We start from the raw sequence: 24,676 nt of genomic DNA on the forward strand, positions 1-24,676 counted from the left end.
ATGAACGTCGTGCGCACCCTCCCCCTGATCGTCCTGGCCACCGCCCTCACCGCCTGTGCCGGCAAGCCCGCGCGCAGCGATGCCCCCGCGGCCAGCACCCTGGTTCCGGCCAGTACCTCCACCTCACCCGCCGCCGCGGCCACCGATGCAGGCACGGCTGACGCTGCACCGGTCGCACCCGTGGCCAATCCGCCGGCTGCTGTCGCATCGTCGCCGGCTGCGCCGACCGACAGCGGCGACAGCAGTGCAGCGAAGACCGCCACAGCCGCCACGCCCGGTGGCGATGACGACTTCGATGCCCTCTATGGCGGTGCCGGCAACACCACCAATGCGGCGGCCTACGACCCGTGGGAACCGTTCAACCGCAAGGTGCACAAGTTCAACAACGCGGTCGACCGCGGCGTCGCGCGTCCGCTGGCCACCGCCTATACCCACGTGGTGCCGCGCTTCGCCCGCACCGGCGTCAGCAACTTCTTCAGCAACCTGCGCGCGCCGGTGACCATCACCAACCAGCTGCTGCAGGGCCGTGGTGCCGATGCCTGGGACAGCCTGGGCCGCTTCCTGATGAACAGCACGCTGGGCATTGGCGGCCTGTTCGATCCGGCCAGCAAGGCGATGGTGCCGCGTCGCAATGAAGACTTCGGCCAGACCCTGGGCGTGTGGGGCTGGCGTCGCTCGCGCTACGTGGAACTGCCGTTCTTCGGCCCGCGTACCGTGCGCGATGTGTTCGGCCTGGCCGGCGACATCCCGCTGTCGCCGATCCGCCGCATCGAAGAGGACAAGGTCCGCATCGGCCTGCAGGGCCTGCAGCTGGTCGACACCCGCGCGCAGCTGCTGGCGATCGACGACCTGCGTGATACCGCCGTGGACGAGTACTCGCTGGTGCGCGATGCGTGGATGCAGCGCCGCAACTACCAGATCGAGAACGATCTGCGCAGCAAGCGCGAGCGTGGCCACGACGACGCCAATTCGCCGATCCCGGTCGATGCAATGCCGATGCCGCAGTGGACCCACTGAGTCCTTTCAGCAGCGCATGAAAAACCCCGCCTCGGCGGGGTTTTTCTTTGGCGCTTCGGGGTGGGTCGGAGCCCTTTCCCGTGGAAAGGGATCCGGCCCCGGCCGATCAGGCCGCCAGGGCGGCCTCGATGGCTTCGCGCAGGCGCGCGTCATCGGCCGCCACGTCCGGAGCAAAGCGCGCGAGGACCTTGCCGTCGCGGCCAACCAGGAACTTCTCGAAGTTCCACAGCACCGCCGGTGCTGCGTGGATCGGGATCTCCTTGCTGGCCAGGCGCTCGCGCAACGGACCTTCACCGATCGACTGCGGCTGAGCGGCGATCAGCTGCTGGTACAGCGGGTGGGTGTCGTCACCGGCCACGCTGATCTTGGAGAACATCGGGAAGCTGACGTCGTAGGTGAGCTGGCAGAACTGCTGGATTTCCGCCTCGCTGCCCGGCTCCTGGCCGAGGAAGTTGTTGGCGGGGAAGCCCAGCACTTCCAGGCCCTGCGCGTGCTTTTCCGCATACAGCGCCTGCAGGCCTTCGTATTGCGGGGTCAGGCCGCACTTGGAGGCGACGTTGACCAGCAGCAGCACCTTGCCCTGGTAGTCGGCAAGCGAGGACGGCTGGCCGTCGATGGTGGTGAGGGAAATGTCCTGGATCGGGGTGCTCACGCGGGGGCTCCGGCTACGGCGGGGAATGGCCCACCAGCATAGCGCCGCGCACGCGGTTGTAGAGCCGGGCCCACGCTCGGCTGATGCCACAGCAGCCGAGCGTGGGCTCGGCTCTACAGGCAGGATTCAATCCACGCAGATCGTGCCCTGCGCCTTGCCGTCCTCGATGCGCTGGCGGCAGCCGAAGTTCTGGCTGGCATCGCGCTGGCAGGTACCGGTGGCGACGCTGCCAGCGGCCACCTCGCCGCTGGCCAGGCATTGGCCCGTGCAGTCGCTCTTGCGACTGCAGGCCTTGCCGGCATCGGCGTAGGGAATCACGCACTGCTCGCGCTGCAGCCGGCCCAGCCGCTGCAGGGTGCCACCGGCCGCCTGGCAGTCGACGTCGCGTGCCTCCTGGTAGGCCTCGGCGGCTTCGGGGCTGGCCGCAGTGCCGGTCTGCGCCGCCACGTCCACGGCCGGCGGCGCACTGCTGCAGGCGGCAAGCAGTGCGGTCAAGACAAGGCTGGAGCAGAGGCGCAGGCGCATGGCGGTACCTGATCGAAGCGGACAGGCCGCCAGCATACGCATCGGCGATGCAGGCGGCGTGTCAGCGTGGCTCAGGCCTCGTCGCCGTCGTTGCCTTCGTCCTCGCCGGCCCCATCGCCCTCGGCCAGATCACCCAGCAGCGACTGCGCCTGTTCGGACGCCAACGATTCCACGCCACGCAGGCGTCGTTCGATGGTGCGCGTCTTGCGGCTGGCCTCGCCGATGCTGCGGCCGACCGTGGTGATCTGCTTCTCGGCCTTTTCCAGGATGCCGGCGAACTTGCCGAACTCACTCTTCACCGCACCCAGCAGGCTCCACACTTCGCTGGAGCGCTGCTCGATGGCCAACGTTCGGAAGCCCATCTGCAAGCTGTTGAGCAGGGCAGTGACGGTGGTCGGCCCGGCCACCACCACGCGATGCTCGCGCTGCAACAGGTCGACCAGGCCCGGGCGCCGGATCACTTCGGCGTACAGGCCTTCGGTGGGCAGGAACATCACCGCGAAATCGGTGGTGTGCGGCGGCGCGATGTACTTGTCGCAGATCGACTTGGCCTGCACGCGCACCGCGCGCTCCAGCTGGATGCCCTGCAGGCGCACGCCCTCTGCGTCCCCCTGGTCCTGCGCATCCAGCAGCCGTTCGTAGTCCTCGCGCGGGAACTTGGAGTCGATCGGCAGCCACACGGGCGTGTCATCGCTGCTGCGCCCCGGCAGGCGTACGGCAATGTCGACCATTTCACCGCTGTCCGGCCGCACCTTCACCGCACGTGCGTACTGCTCCTGGGTGAGCGTCTGCTCGAGGATGTTCTCCAGCTGCACTTCACCCCAGCTGCCACGGTTCTTGACGTTGGTCAGCACACGCTTGAGATCGCCGACGCCGGTGGCCAGCTGCTGCATCTCGCCGAGGCCACGCTGCACCTGCTCCAGTCGCTCGGACACCAGCTTGAAAGAGTTGCCCAGGCGCGTTTCCAGCGTCGACTGCAGCTTCTCGTCCACCGTGTGGCGCATCTGCTCCAGCTTCTGTGCGTTGTCGTTCTGCAGCGCGCGCAACTGTTCTTCCAGCGTGGCGCGCATTTCGGCAATGCGCTGTTCGTTGCGCTGGGTCAGTTCCTGCAGGCGCAGGCCCAGGCTTTCGGTCAGGCGCTGCTGCGACTGCGCACCTTCCTCACGGCCCTTGCGCGCATCGTCCACCAATGTCTGCCGCAGCGCGCCAAGCTGGGTGTCGGTGCGCCCGGTGAGCTCCTGCAGCTGCTGGCCGAACGCGTGGATGCGCGCTTCCTGCTGCTGGCCGAAGGTTTCCAGCTGGCCGCGCAGTTCCTGCAGGCGCTGTCCCATCAACGCGGCGCCGCGCTGCTGGCTGTCGGCGGCTTCGGCGCGCGCCTTGCGGGCGTCTTCGCCCAAGGCTTCGCGCAGCAGGTCCAGGCGCTGGTCGGTGCGGGTGGAGAGGTCGGTCAGCGCGCGGGCAAAACCATCGAGCTGTTCGCGCAGTTCGCTGCGCCCGGCGCGTGCCTCCTCGCGCACCGCCTGTTCCAGGCGGTCATGCGGTGGACGGCGCAGCAGGGCGACCAGCTGCAGGATGAGCACGGCCAATAGAAGGCCGCCGATGAGCAGATATTCGGTTTGCATGGCACAAGTGTAGGCTGGCGGAGTCTCAGCTGCTGCGCCGGAACCATGCTCGCTCTGTACGGAAAGCCAACCTCCATCAATGTGCGCAAGGTGCTGTGGCTGTGCGCGGGGCTGGATCTGCCCCTGCACCACGAGCCTGCGCCACCGGCAGACCTGGTGGCCACACTGAATCCGAACCGGCAGGTACCGGTGCTGCGCGATGGCGACTTCGTGCTGTGGGAGTCCAACAGCATCTGCCGGTACCTGGCCGTGCTCGCCGGCCGTGACGACCTGCTGCCTGCTGCGGCGCAGGCCCGTGCGCGGGTGGAGCAGTGGATGGACTGGCAGGCCAGCGACCTCAACAGTGCCTGGCGCCACGTGTTCATGGCGCGGGTACGGCAACACCCGGACTACCCGGATGACGCCCGCGCCGAGGCCAGCCTGGCGCAGTGGAACCGGCTGATGGGGGTGCTTGATGCACAGCTGGCCGCCACCGATGGCTACGTGGCGGGCAGCACCTTCACCCTCGCTGATGTCGTGCTGGGGCTGTCGACCCAGCGCTGGCGCAGCACACCGGGCCACAAGCCCGTGCTGTCACACCTCGCGGCGTGGTTCGAACGCCTGCGCCAGCAACCGGGCTTCACCGCCCATGTCGACAACGGCGTAGCCTGAGGGGAGGTGCCGGTCGCTGTTGGCAGGTGTCGACCTGGGTCGACACGGTGGATCCATGCCATTCGTGGATGAATCTCTGTAGAGCCGAGCCCATGCTCGGCTGAGCGGCGTGCGCTGACGGCAGCCGAGCGTGGGCTCGGCTCTACAGGAAAAACCGGGCCTTACCAGCCTTCCAGCACGATCTTGCCCTTGGCGCGGTGGCTTTCCAGCAGCGCGTGCGCGCGCCGCAGGTTGGCCGCGTCGATGCGCCCGAAGTGCTCACCGAGCGTGGTCTGCAGCACGCCTGCATCGATCAGCTCGGCCACCCGGTTCAACAGCTCATGCTGGCGCTGCATGTCCGCGGTCCTGTACAGCGGGCGGGTGAACATCGATTCCCAGTGCAGCGACAGCGCCTTGCGCTTGAGCGCCATCACATCCACCTGGCCCGGGTCATCGATCAGGCCGAACTGGCCCTGCGGCGCCAGCAGTTCGACGATCTGCGCGTAGTGCTGGTCGGAATGGGTCAGGCTGGCCACATGCTGCACCTCGCTGATGCCCAGCCGTGCCAGGCCTTCGGCCAGCGGCTGGCTGTGGTCGATCACGTGGTGCGCGCCCATCGCATACACCCAGTCCTGGGTGTCCGGGCGCGATGCGGTGCCAATCACCGTCAGTTTCGTCAGCTTCCGCGCCAGCTGCACCAGGATCGAGCCGACGCCACCGGCGGCACCGATCACCAGCAGGGTCTGGCCCTCGCCACCACCCTCGGGAATACGCAGGCGGTCGAACAGCAGCTCCCAGGCGGTGATCGCAGTCAGCGGCAATGCCGCGGCGGCCGCATCACCGAGGCTGGCCGGCTTGCGACCGACGCTGCGCTCGTCCACCAGCTGGTATTCGGCATTGCTGCCCGGCCGGTCGATCACGCCGGCGTAGTAGACCGCATCGCCGGGCTGGAACAGGGTCACTTCGCTGCCCACGGCGTCGACGATGCCGACCGCATCCCAGCCCAGCACGCGCGGGCCATCGGTGGCCACGCCGCGGCGGACCTTGGTGTCGACCGGGTTCACCGCCACCGCGCGCACCGCCACCCGCAGGTCGCGGGGGCCAGGCTGCGGCAGTTCCAGTTCGATGTCGATCAGGGCCCGGGCGTCGTCGATCGGCAGGCCGGCGTGGGTGTAGGCAATGGCGCGCATGGCAGCGGTCCAGTGGGGAAGGAGTGGACAGGTTGCGCCGCGCAAGGCCGCTCAGAAAGGCGCAGAATCGGGCAGCACTTTCACTCTGGCAATGAAGATGATCCGCTTCGACGATCTGCAGTTGTTCGTCCGCACGGCCGCACTGGGCAGCTTCTCGCAGGCCGCGCGCGAGGCCGACCTGTTGCCCGGCCAGGTCGCTGCCGCCGTGGCGCGGCTGGAGCGCGAACTGGACCTGCGCCTGTTCGTGCGCACCACCCGCAGCCTGCGCCTGACCGGTGAGGGCGCGCTGTACCTGCCGTATGCGCAGGAGGTGCTGGCTACCCTGCGCGAAGGTCGGGCCCGCGTGCAGGGCGAGGACGCCGAACTGCACGGCACGCTGCAGCTGTCGGCGCCATCGGACTTCGGTCGCAACCTGCTGCTGCCGTGGCTGACCGCGTTCCGAGCCGCCCATCCACGGCTGCGCCTGCACCTGCAGCTGTCCGATGAGGTAGCTGACGTGTTCCGCGATCCGGTCGATGTGGCAATCCGCATCGGCCACTTCGACGACGCCAACTACGTGGCCCTGCCCCTGCTCGAAGGCAACCGCCGTGTACTCGCGGCTTCGCCCGATTACCTGCGGCGACGGGGCACGCCCGTGCGCCTGGACGAACTGCGCGAGCACGATTGCCTGGTCTACCAGCTCAGTGGCCGCGCCTACGATCGCTGGTCGTTCGAGGTCGACGGGCGCCGCACCGTGATCCCGGTGCGCGGCCCGCTGGTCTGCGACGACGCCGACGTGGTGCGGCGCTGGGCGGTGGCCGGCGAAGGCATCACCTACAAATCCTGGCTGGACCTGCGCGAAGACGTGCTGGCCGGCCGCCTGCAGCTGCTGCTCGATGGCGTTGGCAGCCACATTCCGCTGCAGCTGGTGTGCCCGCATCGCAAGCAGTTCTCGCCGGCGGTGCGGCAGCTGCACGCGCAGCTGCGCCAGCACCTGCAACCGCTGCTGTCTGGCATGCCCGATGGACTCACCAGCCCCCTGTCGCCCGCCCCGGTGCTGGCCGACAATGACGGCCCTCCGTAAAAGAGAACACCGCCATGCCGTGGATGGGCATCCAGGACCTGTGGACGTTTCTGGTCGCCGTGCTGGTGTTCCTCGCCCTGCCCGGCCCCGGCACCTTCACCCTGCTGACCGCCACCGGCCGAGGCGGCGTGCGCGGTGGCTACACGGCACTGGCCGGCCTGCTGGTCGGTGACCAGATCCTGATGTGGCTGGCGCTGGCCGGCGTGGCTGCGCTGCTCAAAGCCAATCCGCTGGTGTTCCATGCCGTGCAGTACCTGGGTGCGGCCTACCTGGTGTGGGTGGGCATCAGCCTGCTGCGCACGCCCAGGCACGAGGGCGGCGACGCCGGTCCGATCCGCATGCAGCCCGGCCGCTACTTCCAGCAGGCGATCCTGGTCAGCCTGCTCAACCCGAAGGCAATCCTGTTCTACATGGCCTTCCTGCCGTTGTTCATCGATCCCAAGGCACACCAGGGCATCGCCACCTTCGCCGCGCTGGCCGGCATCATCCTGGTGGTCAGCATCGCCTACTGCTCGATGCTGATCGGGGTCGGCAACCTGGCCCGCCGCCGGTTGATCCAGCATCCGCGCATCAGCGATGCGCTGCGCCGGGTGGCCGGCCTGTTCCTGGTGGGGTTCGGCATCCGGCTGGGGTTGAACGGCTGATACCGCCGTCGAGCAGGCTCTGACGCCGCGTCGACCAACCAAGGTTGGCCTCTACCAGAGCGCGGGATCCGGTAGTCGCCGGCCTTGGTGGCGCTGGCGCCACCGGCGTTCATGGTCCCAGAGGCCGTCTGCCAACCAGGGTTGTCCTCTACCGGCCGTGCATTTCGGCACGCAGATGGTCGATGAACACCCGCAGTTTCGGTGCCATGTGCTCGCGTGCCGGGTAGTACAGATGAAAGCCGGCAAAGGGCGGCTGCCAGTCGTCCAGCACCGCCTGCAGGCGCCCGGCCACCAGATCATCGGCTACCAGCGAGGCGAACCCCTGTGCCATGCCCAGCCCGGCCAGCACGGCGGCGTAGGCCAGTTCGGCATCGTTGAACACCAGGCGGCCGGTCACGTCCACCTCCAGATCGTGGCCATCCCGGCTGAACTCCCACGGCATCAACCGGCCATTGGCACGACGGTGGACGATGCACGGATACCCCTGCAGATCATGCGGGCTGGCCGGGATGCCATGCCGCGCGAAGTAATCCGGCGTGGCCACCACCACCTGTCGCTCCGGCGGCCCGATCGGCACCGCGATCATGCCGCGCGCCAGTGATTCACCCAGGCGGATGCCAGCATCGAAGCCCTCAGCCACCAGATCGGTCAGCGCCGGCTCGACGCACAGTTCCACCTCCACCTGCGGGTAGCGCGCCAGGAACGCAGGCAGTGTGGGCAGCACCCGGCGCTCGGCAACGATGCGTGGCAGGGTGATGCGCAGCTTCCCGGCCGGGACCGCGCGCACGCTGTCGAGATCGGCGAACGCCGATTCGATCTGTGCCAGCCCGCCGCGTACATGTGCGAGGAAGCGCGCACCGTGTTCGGTCAGGCCAACCCGGCGCGTCGTCCGCTGCAGCAGGCGCACGCCCATCCGCGCTTCCAGCGCGCGCACGCTCTGCGACAGCGCCGAGGTGGAGACCCCCAGCGCATCGGCGGCGCGGGTAAAGCTGGCATGGTCGGCGACGTGGACGAAGGCAACCACCGCCGACAACGGTGCGGAGGGATCCATTGTGAAGCCACTCTTCATGGTGAGTCCGGTTCCTTCCAGTTTATCCACAGGATCGGGCGACGGATGCTGTGGCTCCCGGCGGTGCAGCCGCCTTCCTGTGAGAGAGCCCCACATGTCGCTGGACCACTACCGCCTGCTTGGCCGCTCCGGCCTTCGCGTCAGCCCGTTGGCACTGGGTACGATGACCTTCGGTGCCGACTGGGGCTGGGGCGCGGACGAAGCCGAGGCCCGCCGCATCTTCGACAGCTACGTCGAACGCGGCGGCAATTTCATCGATACCGCGAACAACTACACCAATGGCAGCGCCGAGACCCTGCTCGGACGCTTCGCCCAGGGCCAGCGCGACCGGCTGGTGATCGCCAGCAAGTACACGCTGGCCACCGTACCCGGCGACCCGAACAATGCCGGCAACCACCGCAAGAGCATGCTGCGCTCGGTGGAGGACAGCCTGCGCCGGCTGGGTACCGACTACCTGGACCTGCTGTACCTGCATGCCTGGGACGACACCACCGGCGTGGACGAGGTGATGCGCGGCTTCGACGACCTGGTCCGCAGCGGCAAGGTGCTCTACGCCGGCATCTCGGACACGCCGGCCTGGCAGATCGCGCGCATGCAGACCCTGGCCGACCTGCGCGGCTGGGCACCGTTGGTGGCGCTGCAGATCGAGTACAGCCTGATCCAGCGCAGCGTCGAGCACGAACTGCTGCCGATGGCCGATACGCTTGGGTTGGGCGTGGTGGCGTGGTCGCCGCTGGGCAGTGGCGTGCTGACCGGCAAATACAGCGCCGCCGACCTGGCCCAGGGCGATGCCCTCGATGCCTCACCGGGTGGCTCACGCCGCAATGTCGCCCTGATCAATGGTGCATTGACCCCACGTTCGCTGCAGATTGCCGAGGAAGTCGGGTTGATCGCCGCCGCTCTTTCGCATTCGCCTGCGCAGGTGGCACTGGCCTGGTTGCTGCAGCGCCCCGGTACCGGCGCGCTGCCGATCATCGGCGCCCGTACCCTTGCGCAGTTCGAGCACAACCTGGCCGCGCTGCAACTGGTGCTGCCGGCCGATGCCCTGGCTCGTCTTGATGCGATCAGTGCGGTGGCGCCTTCGTTCCCACACGATTTCCTGCAGATGCCATTGCCAAGAATGCTGATGAGCGGCGGCACCCGTCTGCGCGCCCGCGGGCGCTGAGGCCCTGGCAGGGAGGGCGCGCTATGCTGGCCTTCCCTGCCGAATGGACGCGCGTGGATGGCCCGGTTGGCTCGCTGTACCCTGCCCTTGCTGCTGCTCGCCGGCACCGCCTCTGGCACCACCGTGCAGGACCATCGCTGCCTGACCGGTGGTCGCAATGACAGCATCCACCTGGAATGGCGCTGGCTGGAGGACGGCCAGTCCGACGTGCGCTACGCGGGCCACCGCGATCGCCTGCCGCTGCGCCGGGTTTCGATGGAGACCACGGTGCTGGCCGAAGATCGCCCCTACCAGTTCGACAGCGTCTGGGAAGAGCATGTCGATGGCCGCCTCAACGGCCGTTACCTGCTGAGCACGCAGGGTGCCCTGGTGCTGGATCTGCGCTACGAACGCGCCCGCGACGGCCGCAGCACCACCTTCCACGACGACCCCGAAGCCTGGCAGGAAGACGGCTGCCACTGGCCCAGCCCCCCCTGAGGCGGTACCGGGCTTACGGCCCTTTATGCCGATTCCGGCAGCCTGCTCGCGGTGCAGCGCGCGGCGTGTCGGGTATGACCCGCGTCAGTGGTAATGCTGCGCTGCGTTCGGTCACACTCGGGGACTTGTCGTTCTTAGTCACCCCTTCCGAGGCCTGCATGTCCCTGTTCCGGCGCAAGTCCCTAGATTCCGTCACCGTCCACGAAGCCGGCAGGCGCCTGATCCCGACGCTCAGCTGGCCGCACCTGATCGCGCTGGGCATCGGCGCCATCGTCGGTACCGGCATCTACACGCTGATCGGCGTTGGTGCCAACCTGGCCGGCCCGGCCGTTCTGATCTCCTTCGCGATTGCCGGTGCGGTCTGCGCCTGCGCGGCACTGTCCTACGCCGAACTGTCGACGATGATGCCGGCCGCCGGCAGTGCCTACACCTACAGCTACAGCGCGCTGGGCGAGGTATTCGCCTGGGTGGTGGGCTGGAGCCTGATCCTGGAGTACTCGCTGGTGGTGAGTACGGTGGCGGTGGGCTGGTCCGGCTACTTCGTCGGCTTCCTCGAATGGGTCCACACCCAGTTCGGCTGGAACGTGCACCTGCCGGCCTGGCTGGCCGCCGGCCCGCACGTGGAAGGCGGCATGATCAACCTGCCGGCGATCATCATCACCTGGCTGGTAGCCGGTATGCTGATGGCCGGCACCAAGGAAAGCGCCACCCTCAACGCCATCCTGGTGGTGTTCAAGCTGATCGCGCTGGCCATCTTCGTGGCGGTGGCCCTGCCCGCCTTCGACAGCAACAACCTGCAGCCGTTCATGCCGTACGGCTTCGCCAAGTCGATGGGCCCCGATGGCGTCGAGCACGGCGTGATGGCGGCAGCGGCAATCATCTTCTTCGCCTTCTACGGCTTCGATGCGATCTCCACTGCTGCGGAGGAAACCAAGAACCCGGGCCGCGACCTTTCGATCGGCATCATCGGTTCGATGATCGGTTGCACCATCGTCTACGTGCTGGTCGCGCTCGCCGCCGTTGGTGCGATGAGCTACGCCGTGTTCGGCCACAGTGCCGAGCCGCTGGCGCTGATCATGCGCCAGCTCGGCCATCCGACCGCGGCAATGGTGATCGGCGTGATCGCGATCATCGCGCTGCCGACCGTGCTGCTGGCCTTCCTGTACGGCCAGAGCCGCATCTTCTTCGTGATGAGCCGCGATGGCCTGCTGCCGCGTGGCCTGTCCAAGGTCAACGCCCGCACCGGCACACCGGTGGCGACCACGCTGTTTACCGCCGTGGTGGTGTCGGCGCTGGCCGGCGTGGCGCGCCTGGACGAGATCGCGGCACTGGCCAACGCCGGCACCCTGGCCGCGTTCACCGCGGTGGGCATCTGCCTGGTGGTGCTGCGCCTGCGCGAACCCGACCGTGCGCGTACCTTCCGCACGCCGCTGGCCTTCGTGGTCGGTCCGCTGGCCGCGCTCGGCTGCATCTACCTGTTCATCAGCCTGCCGCACACCACCCAGCTGTACTTCCTGGTGTGGAACGTGGTCGGCCTGGTGCTGTACTTGCTGTACAGCCGCCGCCACGCGTTGATCGCGAAGTAAGGAGGCCGCCGGGCATGGCCCGGCGCTCCTCTGTAGAGTCGAGCCATGCTCGGCTCACGGGGTGCCTATCGAAAGCAGTCGAGCATGGCTCGACTCTACAAAGGCGCAGTCGAGCGCCGCTCGACTCTACGGAGCAGCGGCGTACTCCTGCGCCTGGCGCATCACCCGCAGCAGGTTGCCGCCCCAGATGCCGGCAATCTGCTGCTCGGTATAGCCCTTGCGCAGCAGCCACGCGGTGATCTTCGGCAGCTGGCTGACATCGGGCAGATCGCTCAGGCCACCGCCGCCATCCCAGTCCAGGCCGATGCCCACATGTTCCGGGCCGACCACCTTGAGGATGTGCTCGAAGTGGGCGAAGAAGTCGTCCAGGCTGGCATGGCGCACCGGGTGCTCATGGTCCAGCGCCTGTTCGGCGTTGAGCAGAGCCACACCCTGCTCGATGCCCATGCCTTCCCAGCCGCCCAGCTGCTTGCTGAGCGCTTCTTCGGCCTGCTTGCGCTCGGGCGTCTTCGCGGTGTCGATCAGGTAACCGCCATAGGCATTCACCTGGATCACGCCACCGGCCTTGGCCAGCTTGCGCAGGCGCGCATCGTCGAGGTTGCGCGGGTGGTTGTAGATCGCCTTGGCCGAGCTGTGCGAGAGCACGAACGGCACCTGCATCATCGCCAGCAGGTCATCGAACACCGCGTCCGACGCATGCGACTGGTCGATCACGATGCCCAGCTTCACCGCTTGCCGCACCAGGTCCTTGCCGGCCGGGCTCAGGCCTTTCCATTCCGCGCCCTTGGGGTCGGTGGCCGAATCGGCGAACTCGTTGTTGGCGAAATGCACGGTGCTGAGCAGGCGCAGGCCGGCGCGGTGGTAGAACGAGAGCAGGCTCGGGTCAGCCACCAGCGGGCTGGCATTTTCCATGCTGATGTAGACCACGCGCTTGCCGGCGGCCTTGATCCGCGCCGCGTCATCGGCGGTCAATGCCAGCGCGAAACGCTCGGGATTGGCGGCCAGCATTTCGCGGATCTCCAGCAGCCGCTGCAGGCCGTGGTCACGCTCGGCCAGATGGGCGGCGGCGGTGCGGTCGCCCTGGTCGGTGTAGATCGCCCAGAAACCGCCGTCCAGCGCGCCTTCGACCATGCGCGGGTAGTCCACCTGCGAGAGCGCGTTGCGGTCGTGGCGCTGTTCGATGTCGAAGCCGGCGCGGCCGAAATTGGCCGGCGTATCCAGATGGCTGTCGAGGGTGACCAGGCGTTGCTGCAGGGCCTTGGCCCGCGCCAGCTCCTGCGCGCTGAACTCGATGGCATGGGCGGACAGCGGCGCACTCAGCGCCAGGGCAAGCACAACGGACAGACGACGCAACGATGGCATGGGCTCTCACCGGCATTGGGAAGAGCCCGACCATAGCGCTGCGGCCGCGCATTGGGTAGCGCCGGGCCACGCCCGGCGGATCTTGAGGCTGTCAGGCAGATCAGCCGAGCATGGGCTCGGCTCTACAGCGTCCCGCGGTCAATCCACCACGCGGCAGAACACGGCCTTCAGGTAACGCGATTCCTGCACGTGGGCCATGAACGGATGGTCCGGACCGGCGCCAGCCACCTTCAGGATCTGGATCGTGCGGCCGGAGAAATAGGCCGCGCGGCGCAGCATGTCGAGGAACTGGTCCTCGGCCACCAGGCCGGTGCAGGAGAACGTGGCGAACAGGCCGCCCGGCTTCACCACGCCCAGCGCCAGCTTGTTCATGTCCAGGTACTTCTTCAGCGCAGTGATCACCTGGTCGCGGTCGCGGGTCATCTTCGCCGGGTCCAGGATCACCACGTCGTACTGCTCGCCACGGTTGGCGGCATCGCGCAGCCACGGGAAGATGTCGGACTGCACGAACTTCGGGCGCACGTTGTTCAGGCGCGAATTGCCCTTGGCGATCTGGATGACGTCTTCATCGATGTCGATGCCGACCACTTCCGAAGCGCCACGCGCCGCCGCATACACGGCGAAACCGCCGGTGTTGCAGCACAGGTCCAGCACGCTCTTGCCTTCCACCTGCTGGCTCAGCCACTCGCGGTTCTCGCGCTGGTCGGCGAAGAAGCCGGTCTTGTGCGCACCGGCCGGGTCGGCGCGGAACTTGATGCCGTACTCGGTGATCACCGACGCTTCGGTGGTGGTGTTGCCGTGGAAGTCGAAACTTTCCTGCTTCTGCACGTGCTCGTCGGCGAAGCTGTGGAAGCGGCAACCCGGGAACTGCTCGCGCAGGGCGTCGTAGATCCACTCGCGGTGGCGGAACATGCCGGCGGCGAAGAACTCGACCACCACCAGGTCGCCGTAGCGGTCGACCACCAGGCCGGACAGGCCGTCGCCTTCGCTGTGCACCACGCGCCAGGCGTCGGACACCGCGTCCAGCTTCAGCACCTCACGGCGCAGCGACACCGCTTGGGCGATCTTGCGCGAGAACCAGCCGGCATCGACCGGCACGTTCTGATCGGTTTCGAGGATGCGCACGGCGATGCGCGAGTGCCCGTTGTAGAACCCGCGGCCAATGAACTCACCATCGATGCCGACCACGTCGACGATGGAACCGGGCTTGGGCCGGACGGTCGGCTTCTCGACCAGTTTCTGGAAGATCCACGGGTGGCTGGAACGCCACGCATTCTTGAGGCGGACAATCGGAAGGGGGGTATTCATCCACCTATTGTAAACCGGCCGCCGGGGTCGGATCCCCGCAGGGGCTCTGACTCCATTGGGGTTCCCGCCCCGCCCGGGCCCCATTTGACGGCAGCCCGCCCAGACGGCAGAATCGGCGCCAGAAGGGGAGTAGCTCCCAGACGTTGTCGCCGTCATTTCGAGCCCGCAGGCTCCGGTGCAACGGCAGTTCCAGCCGACTGGGACTGCGAGCGAGACCTTCGCCGTACTGGCGAAGCTCTGTCCCTGGATCCCCCTCCCGATCCTCCGTTGCAGATCCTCGCCGTCCGGCCTGGCATTCATCTTTCCAACGGACATTCCCAATGCAGACGATCGGTAACGTGTGGTTGTGGGGCGGCTTCGCAGCGGTGGTGGTCATCGCCCTGCTGGTCGACCTCGTGTTGATGCGCCATGGTGGACCGCACAAGGTCACCTTCAAGGAGGCCCTGTGGTGGTCGATCGGCTGGGTCGCGCTGGCCCTGCTGTTCAACGCCGGCCTCTGGTACTACCTGAATGAGACCGCCGGCCAGGTCGTGGCCAACAAGGTCGGCCTCGAATTCCTGACCGGTTACCTGGTCGAGAAGGCGCTGGCGGTCGACAACATCTTTGTCTTCCTGATGATCATGAGCTACTTCGCGGTGCCGGAGGAGCAGCGCCAGAAGGTGCTGATCATCGGCATCCTGGGTGCGATCGTGCTGCGTACGATCATGATCTTCGCTGGCAGCGTGCTGATCAGCCAGTTCCATTGGCTGCTCTACGTGTTCGGCGCCTTCCTGCTGTTCACCGGCTGGAAGATGTGGTTCGCCGCCGGCCAGGAGCCTGATCTGGAAACCAATCCCGCGCTGCGCTGGATGCGCAAGCACCTGCGCCTGCTGCCGGACTACGCCGGCAACGCACTGAGCGTGAAGCGCGACGGCGTGCGCTGGTTCACCCCGCTGTTTGCCGTGCTGATCCTGATCGCGGTCACCGACGTGATCTTCGCCGTGGACAGCATCCCGGCGATCTTCGCGATCACCACCGACCCGTTCATCGTGCTCACCTCCAACGTGTTTGCAGTGCTGGGCCTGCGCGCGATGTTCTTCCTGCTGGCCGGCATGGCCGACCGCTTCCACCTGCTGCCGTACGGGCTGGCACTGGTGCTGGGCTTCATCGGCATCAAGATGATGATCATCGACCTGTTCAAGATCCCGACCCCGGTGTCGCTGGGCGTGGTGGCGGTGATCATCGCCGCCACCGTGGTGCTGAGCCTGAAGTACCCGCCGAAGGAAGGCGAAGGCCAGGCCTGAGCCTGACCGTTGAACGGCGCGGCCGGTGGGATTGTCCCGCCGGCCGTTTCCACTCTCCCGCTGCGGTGGCCTTGGTTTCGCGCCACTCACCGCCATTGCTGGGGTATGGACAACAACGCGCCCCTGCCCGCCGGCGACGTACCGGCCCCTCGCAATGACCGCTCGCGCATCCTGCGGGCGTTCAATGTCAGCCTGGCCGCCGTGCTGATGCTGGTGGCCGTGTTCGCCCTGCAGGGCACCTTCGACTGGCGGCCCTGGGCCGTGGCGCCACTGGAAGCGAAGGGCCTGCTCGGCCTCATCGGTGGCCCGATGCTGCATGCCTCGGTCGAGCATATCGCCGCCAACAGCATCGCCATCCTGATCCTGGGCACCCTGGCCGGCAGCGTGTATCCGAAAGCCACCGTACGCGCGCTGCCCCTGCTATGGCTGGGCTCGGGCCTCGGTGCGTGGATGCTGGGCAACCCCGGCAGCGTGCACCTGGGCGCCAGTGGCGTGACCCATGGCCTGATGTTCCTGCTGGCCAGCCTGGGCCTGCTGCGCCGCGACCGCGCGGCAATCGCCACCGGCCTGATCGGCATGCTGTTCTACGGCGGCATGCTGATGACCGTCCTGCCGCACGCCGACGGCGTGTCCTGGCAGTCGCACATGGGCGGCGCCTTCGCCGGCATCATCGCCGCGCTGCTGTTCCGCAACGCCGACCCGCTGCCGCCGCGCCAGCGCTACAGCTGGGAAGACGAGGAGGACGAGGTCGAGCCGCTGGCCGACGACGAGCTGGAGCCGCCGTCACCGCAGCGCGTGCCGGTGCTGTGGCAGCCGCGCGAAGGACAGGACTACGTGGTGATTCCGTTCCGCCGCCCGGACGAGCCGCGCGGTTGATCGGTGACGGGGTCGGATCCCCGAAGGGGCTCTGACCCCATCCGGCATCTTCATGACCCGGTAGTGGCCGACCTTGGTCGGCGCTCCTGCTGCATGCCAACCAAGGTTGGCAACTACCAGAGCACGCGGACCAGCGCGGGTCAGTCCGCCGCGCTACCCGCCGCGCCCATTCCATCCACCGCCTGCCGGCCCAGCGCCGGGTCATCGGTGAAGAACGCATCGATGCCGGTGGCCAGGTAGGCACGCATTTCGGCGATCGATCCCTCGGCATTGCGCGCGTTGTCGGCGCCCTTGCGCAGGTTGCTGGCCTGGAAATGGTTCTCCGGGCGGAAGGTATACGGGATCACCATCAGCCCCACCGCATGCGCATCGCGCACCAGCGAAGTCGGCGTGCCCAGTGCACCCTTGGCATCCAGCGGAATGATCGAGCGCAACTCCGGACCGATGCTGTCGGCGTAGCCGGCGATGTCCTTCAGCCCGGCCGGGGTCATCATCTGCGCGTAGGTCAGCTTTCCACCAGCCTTGGCGATGTCGGCCGGCTGGGTATCGCCCTTCCACAGCAGCTGCAGCAGGCGGATGTTGCTGCCACGCGGGATCTTGCCGCGCAGGTAACGCAGGTTGGCGATCTCGAACGACTGGATGGTGACCGGGCCGACGTTGGTATAGGCGTTGCCGCGCAGCGCGGCCAGCAGCTTGTCTTCCATCGGCAGGCCGATCGACTGGAAGTAGGTCGGGTGCTTGATCTCCGGCACCAGGCCGATGCCGCGGTTGGCGCGCCCGGCCTGCTGGACCAGGAAGGCCAGGATCTCGTCCAGGCTGGCGATGCGGAACTGGCCGTCGTAGGCGGTGCTGCGCAGCTCCGGCAGGCGCTCCCGCGCGTACAGGGTCTTCAGCTCGGCCAGGGTGAAGTCTTCGGTGAACCAGCCATCGACCTTCTGCCCATCGATGACCTTGCTGGTGCGGCGACTGGCGAACTCGGGATGCGAGGCCACGTCGGTAGTGCCGCTGATCTCGTTCTCGTGGCGGGCCACCATCACCCCGTCCCTGGTCATCACCAGGTCCGGCTCGATGTAGTCGGCGCCGTCGGCGATGGCCTGGGCGTAGGCCGCCAGGGTGTGCTCGGGCAGCAGCGCGCTTGCGCCGCGATGGCCGTAGACCGACACCTTGGGCGCGGCCGGGGTGGAGGATTCAGCACTCATGGCCACCGATGGTGCCACGGCCAGCGACAACAGCAACGCACAACCCCACGACTTCACTGCGACTTCCCCAAGCGGTATGTGATGGGCGTCAGTATGAGGCGGCAATGTGACAGGCGGGGGAAGCGTGCACCTGTAGAGCCGAGCCCATGCTCGGCTGACGGGTAGAACCGCCGAGCATGGGCTCGGCTCTACAGTTACTTCCCGATGCAGAAACTGGAGAAGATCCGTCCCAACAGGTCATCGGCGCTCATCTGCCCGGTGATCTCGCCCAGCGCGTCATGCGCCAGGCGCAGCTCCTCGGCGGCCAGTTCCAGGTGTTCGTGCGCCAGCTCGCCATCGGCGCGCTGTGCGTGTTCCTGTGCGCGTTCGATCGCATCCACGTGGCGTGTGCGTGCGGAGAACTCACCGTCCACCTGCTCCCCTGCCCCGGCAGAGGCAATCGAGCGCAGACGCGCATGCAGGTCCTCCAGGCCGGCACCAGTCGCGGCCGAAACGAACACGCGGTCCGGGTCATCCAGCGCCGGCAACGCTTCCAGCAGGTCCGACTTGTTGTGGATGTAGACCCTGTGCGGCACCGCCGCTACGGCATCACCCAGCGCGGCCTCACCGGCCGCCGGATCGCGCGCGTCCAGGACGATCAACGCCAGATCGGTACGCTCGATCTCCACGTGGGCGCGGCGCATGCCTTCGCGTTCGATGGCGTCACCGCCGTCGCGCAGGCCGGCGGTGTCGACCAGGGTCAGCTCCAGGCCGTCCAGGCGGATGGTCTCGCGCAGGGTGTCGCGGGTGGTACCGGCGATGTCGGTGACGATGGCGCGCTCGCTACCGGCCAGCGCGTTGAGCAGTGAACTCTTGCCCGCATTCGGCGGACCGATCAGCACCGCGTGCAGGCCATCGCGGAGGCGACGGCCGCGTTCGGCATCGCGGCGCAGAATGGCCAGATCGCTGCGCGCCTGTTCCAGCCCACGCCGCACCTGCGCGCCACCGAGGGTATCCAGCGGTTCGTCAGCGAAGTCGATGGCCGCTTCCACATGGATGCGCAGCAGCACAAGCTGTTCGACCACGGCCTCGATGCGGCGCGAGAACACGCCATCCAGCGAGCGGCGTGCCGCGCGCGCGGCGCGGTTGTCACCGGCGGCGATCAGGTCGGCGATGGCCTCGGCCTGGGCCAGATCGAGCTTGCCGTTGAGGAAGGCGCGTTCGCTGAACTCGCCCGGCCGCGCCTGGCGGGCGCCCAGTGCGATGCAGCGCGCGACCAGTTGCTGCAGCAGCACCGGACTACCGTGGCCCTGCAGTTCCACCACTTCCTCGCCGGTGAAGCTGTTCGGCGCCGGGAACCACAGCACGATGCCATCGTCGATGACCTCGCCGTCGGCATCGCGCAGGCGCGCGTAGTGCGCATGGCGCGGCCGCAGCGCGGGCGCGCCCAGCGCGTTGGCGATCACCGCGGCGCGCGGGCCGGACAGGCGCAGCAGGCCGACACCGCCGGCGCCCGGCGCACTGGCAATCGCCACGATGGTGTCGGTGCGGATCGCGTCGTTCATGGCTCAGAGCTTCTCCAGCTGCGCGCGCGCCTGCGCCGCACCGCTGCCCTGTGGCTGCAGCGCCAGGTAAGTGGTGTAGGCCTGCTTCGCCTTGGGCTTGTCGCCCGCGTTGAAGTAGGCATCGCCCAGATTCAGATAGGCCACGGCGCGCGAGGGATCGATGTTCAGCGTGTTCTCCAGCCAGCGTGCGGCTTCAGCGTAGCGCTGCTGGCGGTAATAGACGAAGCCGAGGTTGTTGGCAGCCTGGGCAAAGTCCGGGCGAAGCTTCAGCGCCTCGGTGAACTGCGCCACCGCCTCGTCGTACTGCTTCTCGCGGTACAGCAGCAGGCCGCGGTCATTGGCCTGCTGCGCGCGCTGGCGATCCGATGCCGGGCCCGCAGTGGGCACCACCAGCTTGGCTTTGCCGCCCTGCAGGTCAGCCACGGTCACCGGTGCCTGGCTGCCCTTGGCTTCGCTGGCGGCTTCAACCTTGTTGTTCAGTGCGATCGCGTCGGCGGTCAGCTGGCGCGTATCGGCGTTGAGGAATTCCTGGCTGTCCGGCACCTGGAACACGAACTCGCCGCCCTGGGAACCGGGCAGGCTGCCGAACGCCGGCGTCTGGTGCGAAACGGCCGAGACGGCCGGCGCCACGTAGGCGGCCAGTTCGGTACCCGTGATCAGGCCATCGCCGTTGAGGTCGCCCTTGCCGGCCAGCGCCTGCAGCAGTACCCACGTAAACACCGAATGGCCATTGGGGCCGGCGTCGGCCACCTGCTGGTCGGCACCGCCGGCGGTCAGCATCTGGCGCGCGCTGCGGCGTGCGTTCTCGCGCAGGAACGACGACGACGAAGGGCCGCCACGGGTCAGGCCCAGGCCGCTGTAGCAGGCATCCATCACGAACATCACATGCTTGGCCTGCATGCTCTCGGCGATGTTCTGGATGTCGGTCATCGCGATGGCGTCGGTAGCGAATTCCTTCGGGTCCGAATCAACCGGGATGATGTAGCCGAGGTCGCGCCCGGAGGCGAGCTGGCGGGTAGCACCATGGCCGGCGAAGAACACGAACACACGGTCGTTCTTTCCGGTGCGGTCATCGGCCAGGCGGTCGTGGAAGGCGGCCAGGATGTTGTTGCGGGTGGCCTGCTCGTTCTTCAGCACGATCACCTGCGAGGACGGGAAGCCGAACTGTCCGGTCAATGTGTCGGCCACTGCCTGCGCGTCATGGCTGGCGTACTCCAGCTTCGGCCACTTGGCGTAGTTGTCGATGCCGACCACGATCGCCCACGACTTCTCGTAGCCGGTGGTGACGGTGGCGGCACCGGTGTCGCCCTTGCGCGCGCGCGCAACGGTGAAGTCGCGGCCGTTCCAGCCTGCGAACTGGTAGCCATCGGCAATCAGGCGGTCGAGGATCTGCGGCAGCGCCTTCACCGCACGATCGTGGATGTCGTGGAACAGGATGATGCCGCGCTGTTCCTTGTTCACCTGGTCGAGCACGCGCTGCACGATCGACTCCGGCACCGGATCGGCCCAGTCCATCGAGTCGATGTTCCACATGATCGATTTCAGCCCGGCCTCGTTGAGCAGCTGCAGGCCTTCGGCGTTGCGCGCGCCATAAGGGAAGCGGAACAGCGGTGCACGCTTGCTGTCGACGTCCTTCAGCAGCGTGTCGGTGTCCAGCACCTGCTGGCGCAGCGCATCACCGGTGGTGCGCGAGAGCTGGGCGTGGGTCAGGCTGTGGTTGCCCACCGCATAGCCCTCTTCCATCAGGTTGCGACTGATCTTCGCCATCGGGCCGAGACTGACCTTGCCATCGGCTTCCACCTTGCCCAGGTTGCGGCCCACTTCGAAGAACACGCCCGGCACGTCGTAACGCTTGAGGATGGCCACCACTTCATCGGTGTAGGCCTTGTGCGGGCCATCGTCGAAGGTCAGCACCACGGTCTTTGCGGGCAGGTCGCGGCCGAAGATCTCGCGGTCGCTGTCCTTCATCGACATCGGATACGGCTCGATCACGCCATAATCGCGCAGGATCGCTTCGCGGCTGTAGTCCTTGTGCAGGTGGGCGATGTAGTCCTCCCACTTCTCGCGCTTGAGCTCGATGGCACGGGTGCGCTCGAAGCGGCTGAAGATGCGGGTCAGTTCCTGGTTGTAGTTGCGTTCGATCTCATCGAGCGCTTCCAGGTCCTCGCCGATGCGCTGGTGCAGCTTCACCGCCGGCAGCGAAGAGTCGGTGCCAACGCGCTCATGCAGATCGCGCAGCACTTCGCGGAAAGCCAGGCGGTCGGCGTCGAACAGTTCCGGCGCCGACTCGATGTAGTCCAGCACGGTGCCGAGGGTGGCGAAGCGCTGAGGGCTGGAACCACGCAGCAGCGCATCGAACTGTGCGGCGATCGCCGTGCGCTGTTCCAGCCCATCGTGGAACAGCTGCTGGCCCACGCGCGTGGAGGTGCCGCGGTCGGCGGCCGACTGCTGTTCCTCGTCAGCCAGCAGCACGATGATCCGACGGTACCCGTCGAGCTGCTTCTGCAACGCAGCCAGCAACGGTGCGGCGGTCGGATCGGCGGCCGCCGCCGCCTGCGCGCTGGGCTGGGTGAGGGTGGTCGCCGGTGCCTTCGCGGCCTTGTCACCGCAGCTGGCAACGACCAGTGTGAGCAGCAGCGAAGGCAGGAACAGGCGGAACGACGACGCACGCGGCATGGCGGACTCGGAAGTGGGAGGAACGGTGTGCGGGGAATTCTAACGCCGCATGCGAAAAGCCCGCCTTGCGGCGGGCTTCTCGCGTCGATCGGGGCGGTAGAGTCGACTGTTAGTCGACTGCTCGTCCGCCAGTCGACTAACAGTCGACTCTACAAAGCAGGTGACCTGCGGTCGGGATTACTTCTTCTTGACCGGGGCCGGGGCGGTGGTGGCCGGGACCGGCTCGCCGCCATGGCGCTTGGTCATCCACCACTGCTGCAGCAGGCCCAAGCCACCGTTCACCACCCAGTACAGCACCAGGCCGGACGGCATGAAGGCCATCATGACGCCGAACACCAGCGGCATGAACTGCATCATCTTCTGCTGCATCGGGTCCATGCCCGGTGCCGGCGTCAGCTTCTGGGTGAACCACATCACCGCCACGTTGATGACCGGCAGGATGAAGTACGGGTCGCGTGCGGTCAGGTCCTGGATCCAGCCCAGCCACGGCGCCTGGCGCAGTTCGACCGACTCGACCAGCACCCAGTACAAAGCGAAGAAGATCGGCATCTGGATGAGGATCGGCAGGCAGCCGCCCATCGGATTGATCTTTTCCTTCTTGTACAGCTCCATCATCGCGGTCTGGAACTTCTGGCGGTCATCGCCATAGCGTTCCTTCAGCTGCGCGATGCGCGGCTGGAAGCGACGCATCTTGGCGCCGCTCTTGTACTGCACGGCCGACAGCGGGTACAGCACCAGCTTCAGCAGCACCACCAGGCCGACAATCGCCCAGCCCCAGTTGCCGACCAGCTTGTGCACCTGGTTCAGCACCCAGAACAGGCCCTGGCCGATCACCGCCATCATCGAGAAGCGGCTGTAGTCGACCACGCGGTCCAGGCCCGGCACGTCTTCCTTGGCGATCAGGTTGACCAGCTTCGGGCCGACCCACAGGCGGGCTTCGGTACTGGTGGACTGGCCCGGGGCCACGGTGAAGGCCGGGCCACGCGCCTCGATCAGGTCACGACCGGCCACCTGCGACAGCACGTAGTGCGCGGTCTGGTCCTTCTGCGGGATCCAGGCGGTGAAGAAGTGGTGCTGCAGCATCGCCAGCCAGCCGCCGGTGATGTTCTGGTTCAGCGTGCCGTCTTCCAGGTAGTCCTTGAACGCACGACGCTGGTACTTCTTGTCGTTGTCGTACCAGGTGGCACCGTTGAAGCTGAACGAATCCGGGTTGGTCATGCTCCGCGACAGGATGGTCGGGGTGCGGTCCAGGGTGCGGTAGACGTAGCCGTTCCACGGCGCGGCGCCGGCATTGCTGACTTCGTCCTTGAATCGCACGGCGTACTCGTTGCGCGAGACGGTCAGGGTGCGCTTGATGGTCACGCCGTTGTCGGCGGTCCACACGAACGGGATCTGCAGCTCGTTCTGGCCCTTGGCCAGCACGAAGTCCTTGGTGTCACCGACCAGCTTGAAGCCATCGGCGCCCGGCACCGGGGTGTTCTTGTCTTCGCTGGCCCAGCCACTGATCGCGCTGTACGGATGCGCGGGGTCTTCGGTCAGCAGGCGGACCGGCGGGCTGCCCTCGTCCTTGGTCTGCGGGAACTGCAGCAGCTCGGCGTCCAGCACGCGGCCGCCGTCCAGCACCAGGCGCAGCACGTCGGTGGTGACGGTCACGCGCTGGCTGGCCGGGGTGGCGCTGGCCTGGGCCTGCACGGCCGCCTGGCCCGGTGCGCCCGGCACCTGGGCGCTGGGGATGGCGCCCGGGGTCGCGCCCGGAACACTCTGTGCGGCGGTCGGGGCCGACGTGGTCGTCGGTGCCGGGGTCGGGGCAGCCTTTTCACGGCTCCACTCCATCCACAGCAGCACGGCCACCATCAGCCAGGCAAAAATGAGGAATACGCGGGTCTGGTTCATCAGCGGACAGGCTCGGCGGGGCCGGGACGCGATGCCGGCTCGGTCAAAGAAGGAGTTGCGATGCCATCAGGCGGCGGCATTGTGCCGTCCACGCCCGGCGTGGGCAATGCACGCAGGCGACGCAGCAGGCGCAGGAAGGCCTGGCGGATCTCGTCGTTGCTGGCGGAACGCGCAGCACTACGGGCCACGACGACAAAGTCGCCTGGCTGGATGTCGGTACGTGTCTGACGCAGGATGTCGCGCAGGACGCGCTTGATCCGGTTACGCCCGACGGCGTTCGGATCAACCTTGCGGGAAACCGCCAGACCCAGCCTGGCCGGCCGGTCAGCCGGCAGCCAGTGCAGGGTCATCAGCGGATCGGACACACGGCGGGCGCCGTTGAAGACCGTTGAATATTCGGCACGCGTGCGAACCCGCGCAGAGCGAGGGAATCGCTTGCGCGGGTCTGCAGTATTCACTGTCGAAGGGATTGCGTCTGCCGCGAGGTGCGGCATGGCAATCAGGCGCTCAGGACTTTGCGGCCCTTGGCGCGGCGACGCGACAGGATCTTGCGGCCGTCAGCGGTCTTCATACGGGCACGGAAGCCGTGGTCGCGCTTACGCTTGAGGTTGCTGGGCTGGTAGGTGCGCTTCGTGGCCATTGGGGGCCTCTCGTATGAATGGGACGGAAAGAACCGGAAATTCTAGAGAGGTACCCCGGCCCAAGTCAACCCCTGGCAGCTACGCGAATTCACCGGGCTGTGCAATAGCTGTGGATGTTTTTGTGAATAAGTAGGGGACAAGCATTCCGAAGGCGGGCGCTCGGTGGTAGTCTGAGCCATCCATTTCCCCCCTTTCCGGCCTGTGTTTGGGCGCCTTGTCGCGTCCATGCCCCGGCCACCGGACGATTATTGCTG

The 24,676-nt window shown here is 67.3% G+C and carries 22 protein-coding genes; 9 read left to right on the forward strand and 13 right to left on the reverse strand.

Going from position 1 to position 24,676, the window contains the following annotated elements:
• Positions 1–1,017: an MlaA family lipoprotein gene (locus tag AASM09_RS22060; RefSeq protein WP_049429203.1), complete on the forward strand. Its 1,017-nt coding sequence runs from the start codon at positions 1–3 to the stop codon at positions 1,015–1,017.
• 106 nt (positions 1,018–1,123) lie between these two features.
• Here the strand turns inward: AASM09_RS22060 and AASM09_RS22065 are convergent, their stop codons facing one another.
• The 3 genes from AASM09_RS22065 to rmuC all read right to left on the reverse strand — a co-directional run bounded on the left by AASM09_RS22065 (position 1,124) and on the right by rmuC (position 3,816).
• Positions 1,124–1,669 (reverse strand): glutathione peroxidase, encoded by a 546-nt coding sequence (locus tag AASM09_RS22065; protein ID WP_049429202.1) that lies wholly within the window; start codon positions 1,667–1,669, stop codon positions 1,124–1,126.
• Between the two features lie 126 nt (positions 1,670–1,795).
• Positions 1,796–2,194, reverse strand: coding sequence for a hypothetical protein (locus AASM09_RS22070; protein WP_049429201.1), 399 nt, complete (start codon positions 2,192–2,194; stop codon positions 1,796–1,798).
• 71 nt (positions 2,195–2,265) lie between these two features.
• Positions 2,266–3,816: a DNA recombination protein RmuC gene (gene rmuC, locus AASM09_RS22075; RefSeq protein ID WP_049429200.1), complete on the reverse strand. Its 1,551-nt coding sequence runs from the start codon at positions 3,814–3,816 to the stop codon at positions 2,266–2,268.
• A 45-nt stretch (positions 3,817–3,861) separates the two neighbouring features.
• Here rmuC and AASM09_RS22080 point away from each other — a divergent pair, with 45 nt between their 5' ends.
• Complete coding sequence (locus AASM09_RS22080; RefSeq protein WP_049429199.1) at positions 3,862–4,467, forward strand: glutathione S-transferase family protein; 606 nt, start codon at positions 3,862–3,864, stop codon at positions 4,465–4,467.
• Positions 4,468–4,628: 161 nt separating this feature from the next.
• Here the strand turns inward: AASM09_RS22080 and AASM09_RS22085 are convergent, their stop codons facing one another.
• Complete coding sequence (locus tag AASM09_RS22085; protein WP_049429198.1) at positions 4,629–5,636, reverse strand: zinc-binding alcohol dehydrogenase family protein; 1,008 nt, start codon at positions 5,634–5,636, stop codon at positions 4,629–4,631.
• Between the two features lie 91 nt (positions 5,637–5,727).
• Between AASM09_RS22085 and AASM09_RS22090 the strand changes: the two genes are divergently transcribed.
• Together AASM09_RS22090 and leuE are read left to right on the forward strand one after the other, a co-directional pair.
• Positions 5,728–6,699, forward strand: coding sequence for a LysR family transcriptional regulator (locus tag AASM09_RS22090; RefSeq protein WP_065428073.1), 972 nt, complete (start codon positions 5,728–5,730; stop codon positions 6,697–6,699).
• Between the two features lie 14 nt (positions 6,700–6,713).
• The gene (leuE, locus tag AASM09_RS22095; protein WP_049429196.1) at positions 6,714–7,343 is read left to right on the forward strand and encodes a leucine efflux protein LeuE; all 630 of its coding nucleotides are present in this window, start codon (positions 6,714–6,716) and stop codon (positions 7,341–7,343) included.
• Positions 7,344–7,491: 148 nt separating this feature from the next.
• Here the strand turns inward: leuE and AASM09_RS22100 are convergent, their stop codons facing one another.
• Positions 7,492–8,394, reverse strand: coding sequence for a LysR family transcriptional regulator (locus AASM09_RS22100; protein WP_049429195.1), 903 nt, complete (start codon positions 8,392–8,394; stop codon positions 7,492–7,494).
• A gap of 97 nt (positions 8,395–8,491) precedes the next feature.
• On the opposite strand from AASM09_RS22100, the gene AASM09_RS22105 reads away from it, so the two are divergent.
• From AASM09_RS22105 to AASM09_RS22115, 3 genes are all read left to right on the forward strand, one after another.
• Positions 8,492–9,577 carry an aldo/keto reductase gene (locus AASM09_RS22105; protein WP_197619877.1) on the forward strand — a complete coding sequence of 362 codons (1,086 nt, stop codon included), beginning with the start codon at positions 8,492–8,494 and terminating at the stop codon, positions 9,575–9,577.
• Positions 9,578–9,634: 57 nt separating this feature from the next.
• The gene (locus AASM09_RS22110) at positions 9,635–10,054 is read left to right on the forward strand and encodes a hypothetical protein (protein ID WP_049429193.1); all 420 of its coding nucleotides are present in this window, start codon (positions 9,635–9,637) and stop codon (positions 10,052–10,054) included.
• A 158-nt stretch (positions 10,055–10,212) separates the two neighbouring features.
• Positions 10,213–11,640: an amino acid permease gene (locus AASM09_RS22115; protein WP_049429192.1), complete on the forward strand. Its 1,428-nt coding sequence runs from the start codon at positions 10,213–10,215 to the stop codon at positions 11,638–11,640.
• A 126-nt stretch (positions 11,641–11,766) separates the two neighbouring features.
• Here AASM09_RS22115 and AASM09_RS22120 read toward each other — a convergent pair whose 3' ends face one another.
• Both AASM09_RS22120 and AASM09_RS22125 read right to left on the reverse strand, forming a co-directional pair.
• On the reverse strand, positions 11,767–13,002 hold the full coding sequence (locus AASM09_RS22120) for a dipeptidase (protein ID WP_049429191.1): 1,236 nt from the start codon (positions 13,000–13,002) through the stop codon (positions 11,767–11,769).
• 138 nt (positions 13,003–13,140) lie between these two features.
• The gene (locus AASM09_RS22125; protein WP_010487449.1) at positions 13,141–14,310 is read right to left on the reverse strand and encodes a class I SAM-dependent rRNA methyltransferase; all 1,170 of its coding nucleotides are present in this window, start codon (positions 14,308–14,310) and stop codon (positions 13,141–13,143) included.
• 320 nt (positions 14,311–14,630) lie between these two features.
• On the opposite strand from AASM09_RS22125, the gene AASM09_RS22130 reads away from it, so the two are divergent.
• Together AASM09_RS22130 and AASM09_RS22135 are read left to right on the forward strand one after the other, a co-directional pair.
• Positions 14,631–15,593 (forward strand): TerC family protein, encoded by a 963-nt coding sequence (locus AASM09_RS22130; RefSeq protein WP_010487446.1) that lies wholly within the window; start codon positions 14,631–14,633, stop codon positions 15,591–15,593.
• 105 nt (positions 15,594–15,698) lie between these two features.
• The gene (locus tag AASM09_RS22135; RefSeq protein WP_049429190.1) at positions 15,699–16,469 is read left to right on the forward strand and encodes a rhomboid family intramembrane serine protease; all 771 of its coding nucleotides are present in this window, start codon (positions 15,699–15,701) and stop codon (positions 16,467–16,469) included.
• A 140-nt stretch (positions 16,470–16,609) separates the two neighbouring features.
• On the opposite strand, the gene AASM09_RS22140 is transcribed toward AASM09_RS22135, so the two are convergent.
• From AASM09_RS22140 to rpmH, 6 genes are all read right to left on the reverse strand, one after another.
• Positions 16,610–17,725: a glycerophosphodiester phosphodiesterase gene (locus AASM09_RS22140; protein WP_100443733.1), complete on the reverse strand. Its 1,116-nt coding sequence runs from the start codon at positions 17,723–17,725 to the stop codon at positions 16,610–16,612.
• Positions 17,726–17,862: 137 nt separating this feature from the next.
• Positions 17,863–19,212, reverse strand: a complete 1,350-nt coding sequence (gene mnmE / locus AASM09_RS22145; protein ID WP_049429188.1) for a tRNA uridine-5-carboxymethylaminomethyl(34) synthesis GTPase MnmE — start codon at positions 19,210–19,212, stop codon at positions 17,863–17,865.
• A gap of 3 nt (positions 19,213–19,215) precedes the next feature.
• Complete coding sequence (locus AASM09_RS22150; RefSeq protein ID WP_049429187.1) at positions 19,216–21,888, reverse strand: polysaccharide deacetylase family protein; 2,673 nt, start codon at positions 21,886–21,888, stop codon at positions 19,216–19,218.
• 177 nt (positions 21,889–22,065) lie between these two features.
• A complete protein-coding gene (gene yidC, locus AASM09_RS22155) occupies positions 22,066–23,781 on the reverse strand; it encodes a membrane protein insertase YidC (protein WP_049429186.1) in 1,716 nt (571 codons plus the stop codon).
• Complete coding sequence (gene rnpA, locus AASM09_RS22160; RefSeq protein ID WP_080355007.1) at positions 23,781–24,275, reverse strand: ribonuclease P protein component; 495 nt, start codon at positions 24,273–24,275, stop codon at positions 23,781–23,783. The genes yidC and rnpA overlap by 1 nt, the downstream gene beginning before the upstream one ends.
• Positions 24,276–24,280: 5 nt before the next feature.
• A complete protein-coding gene (gene rpmH, locus AASM09_RS22165) occupies positions 24,281–24,421 on the reverse strand; it encodes a 50S ribosomal protein L34 (protein ID WP_005411729.1) in 141 nt (46 codons plus the stop codon).
• Between the last annotated feature and the right edge of the window lie 255 nt (positions 24,422–24,676).

Origin of the sequence: Stenotrophomonas maltophilia (assembly GCF_039555535.1) — a bacterium.
GTDB classification, from domain to species: Bacteria; Pseudomonadota; Gammaproteobacteria; order Xanthomonadales; family Xanthomonadaceae; genus Stenotrophomonas; species Stenotrophomonas maltophilia_Q.

Excerpts from the sequence above, each read along its gene's own strand:
- leuE (WP_049429196.1), top strand. The coding sequence starts at position 6,714 with ATGCCGTGGATGGGCATCCAGGACCTGTGGACGTTTCTGGTCGCCGTG.
- AASM09_RS22070 (WP_049429201.1), bottom strand. The coding sequence starts at position 2,194 with ATGCGCCTGCGCCTCTGCTCCAGCCTTGTCTTGACCGCACTGCTTGCC.
- AASM09_RS22060 (WP_049429203.1), top strand. The coding sequence starts at position 1 with ATGAACGTCGTGCGCACCCTCCCCCTGATCGTCCTGGCCACCGCCCTC.
- rnpA (WP_080355007.1), bottom strand. The coding sequence starts at position 24,275 with ATGCCGCACCTCGCGGCAGACGCAATCCCTTCGACAGTGAATACTGCA.
- AASM09_RS22135 (WP_049429190.1), top strand. The coding sequence starts at position 15,699 with ATGGACAACAACGCGCCCCTGCCCGCCGGCGACGTACCGGCCCCTCGC.
- AASM09_RS22080 (WP_049429199.1), top strand. The coding sequence starts at position 3,862 with ATGCTCGCTCTGTACGGAAAGCCAACCTCCATCAATGTGCGCAAGGTG.
- yidC (WP_049429186.1), bottom strand. The coding sequence starts at position 23,781 with ATGAACCAGACCCGCGTATTCCTCATTTTTGCCTGGCTGATGGTGGCC.
- AASM09_RS22085 (WP_049429198.1), bottom strand. The coding sequence starts at position 5,636 with ATGCGCGCCATTGCCTACACCCACGCCGGCCTGCCGATCGACGACGCC.
- rpmH (WP_005411729.1), bottom strand. The coding sequence starts at position 24,421 with ATGGCCACGAAGCGCACCTACCAGCCCAGCAACCTCAAGCGTAAGCGC.
- AASM09_RS22100 (WP_049429195.1), bottom strand. The coding sequence starts at position 8,394 with ATGGATCCCTCCGCACCGTTGTCGGCGGTGGTTGCCTTCGTCCACGTC.
- AASM09_RS22130 (WP_010487446.1), top strand. The coding sequence starts at position 14,631 with ATGCAGACGATCGGTAACGTGTGGTTGTGGGGCGGCTTCGCAGCGGTG.
- AASM09_RS22120 (WP_049429191.1), bottom strand. The coding sequence starts at position 13,002 with ATGCCATCGTTGCGTCGTCTGTCCGTTGTGCTTGCCCTGGCGCTGAGT.
- AASM09_RS22090 (WP_065428073.1), top strand. The coding sequence starts at position 5,728 with ATGAAGATGATCCGCTTCGACGATCTGCAGTTGTTCGTCCGCACGGCC.
- AASM09_RS22115 (WP_049429192.1), top strand. The coding sequence starts at position 10,213 with ATGTCCCTGTTCCGGCGCAAGTCCCTAGATTCCGTCACCGTCCACGAA.
- rmuC (WP_049429200.1), bottom strand. The coding sequence starts at position 3,816 with ATGCAAACCGAATATCTGCTCATCGGCGGCCTTCTATTGGCCGTGCTC.
- AASM09_RS22150 (WP_049429187.1), bottom strand. The coding sequence starts at position 21,888 with ATGCCGCGTGCGTCGTCGTTCCGCCTGTTCCTGCCTTCGCTGCTGCTC.
- AASM09_RS22125 (WP_010487449.1), bottom strand. The coding sequence starts at position 14,310 with ATGAATACCCCCCTTCCGATTGTCCGCCTCAAGAATGCGTGGCGTTCC.
- AASM09_RS22110 (WP_049429193.1), top strand. The coding sequence starts at position 9,635 with ATGGCCCGGTTGGCTCGCTGTACCCTGCCCTTGCTGCTGCTCGCCGGC.
- mnmE (WP_049429188.1), bottom strand. The coding sequence starts at position 19,212 with ATGAACGACGCGATCCGCACCGACACCATCGTGGCGATTGCCAGTGCG.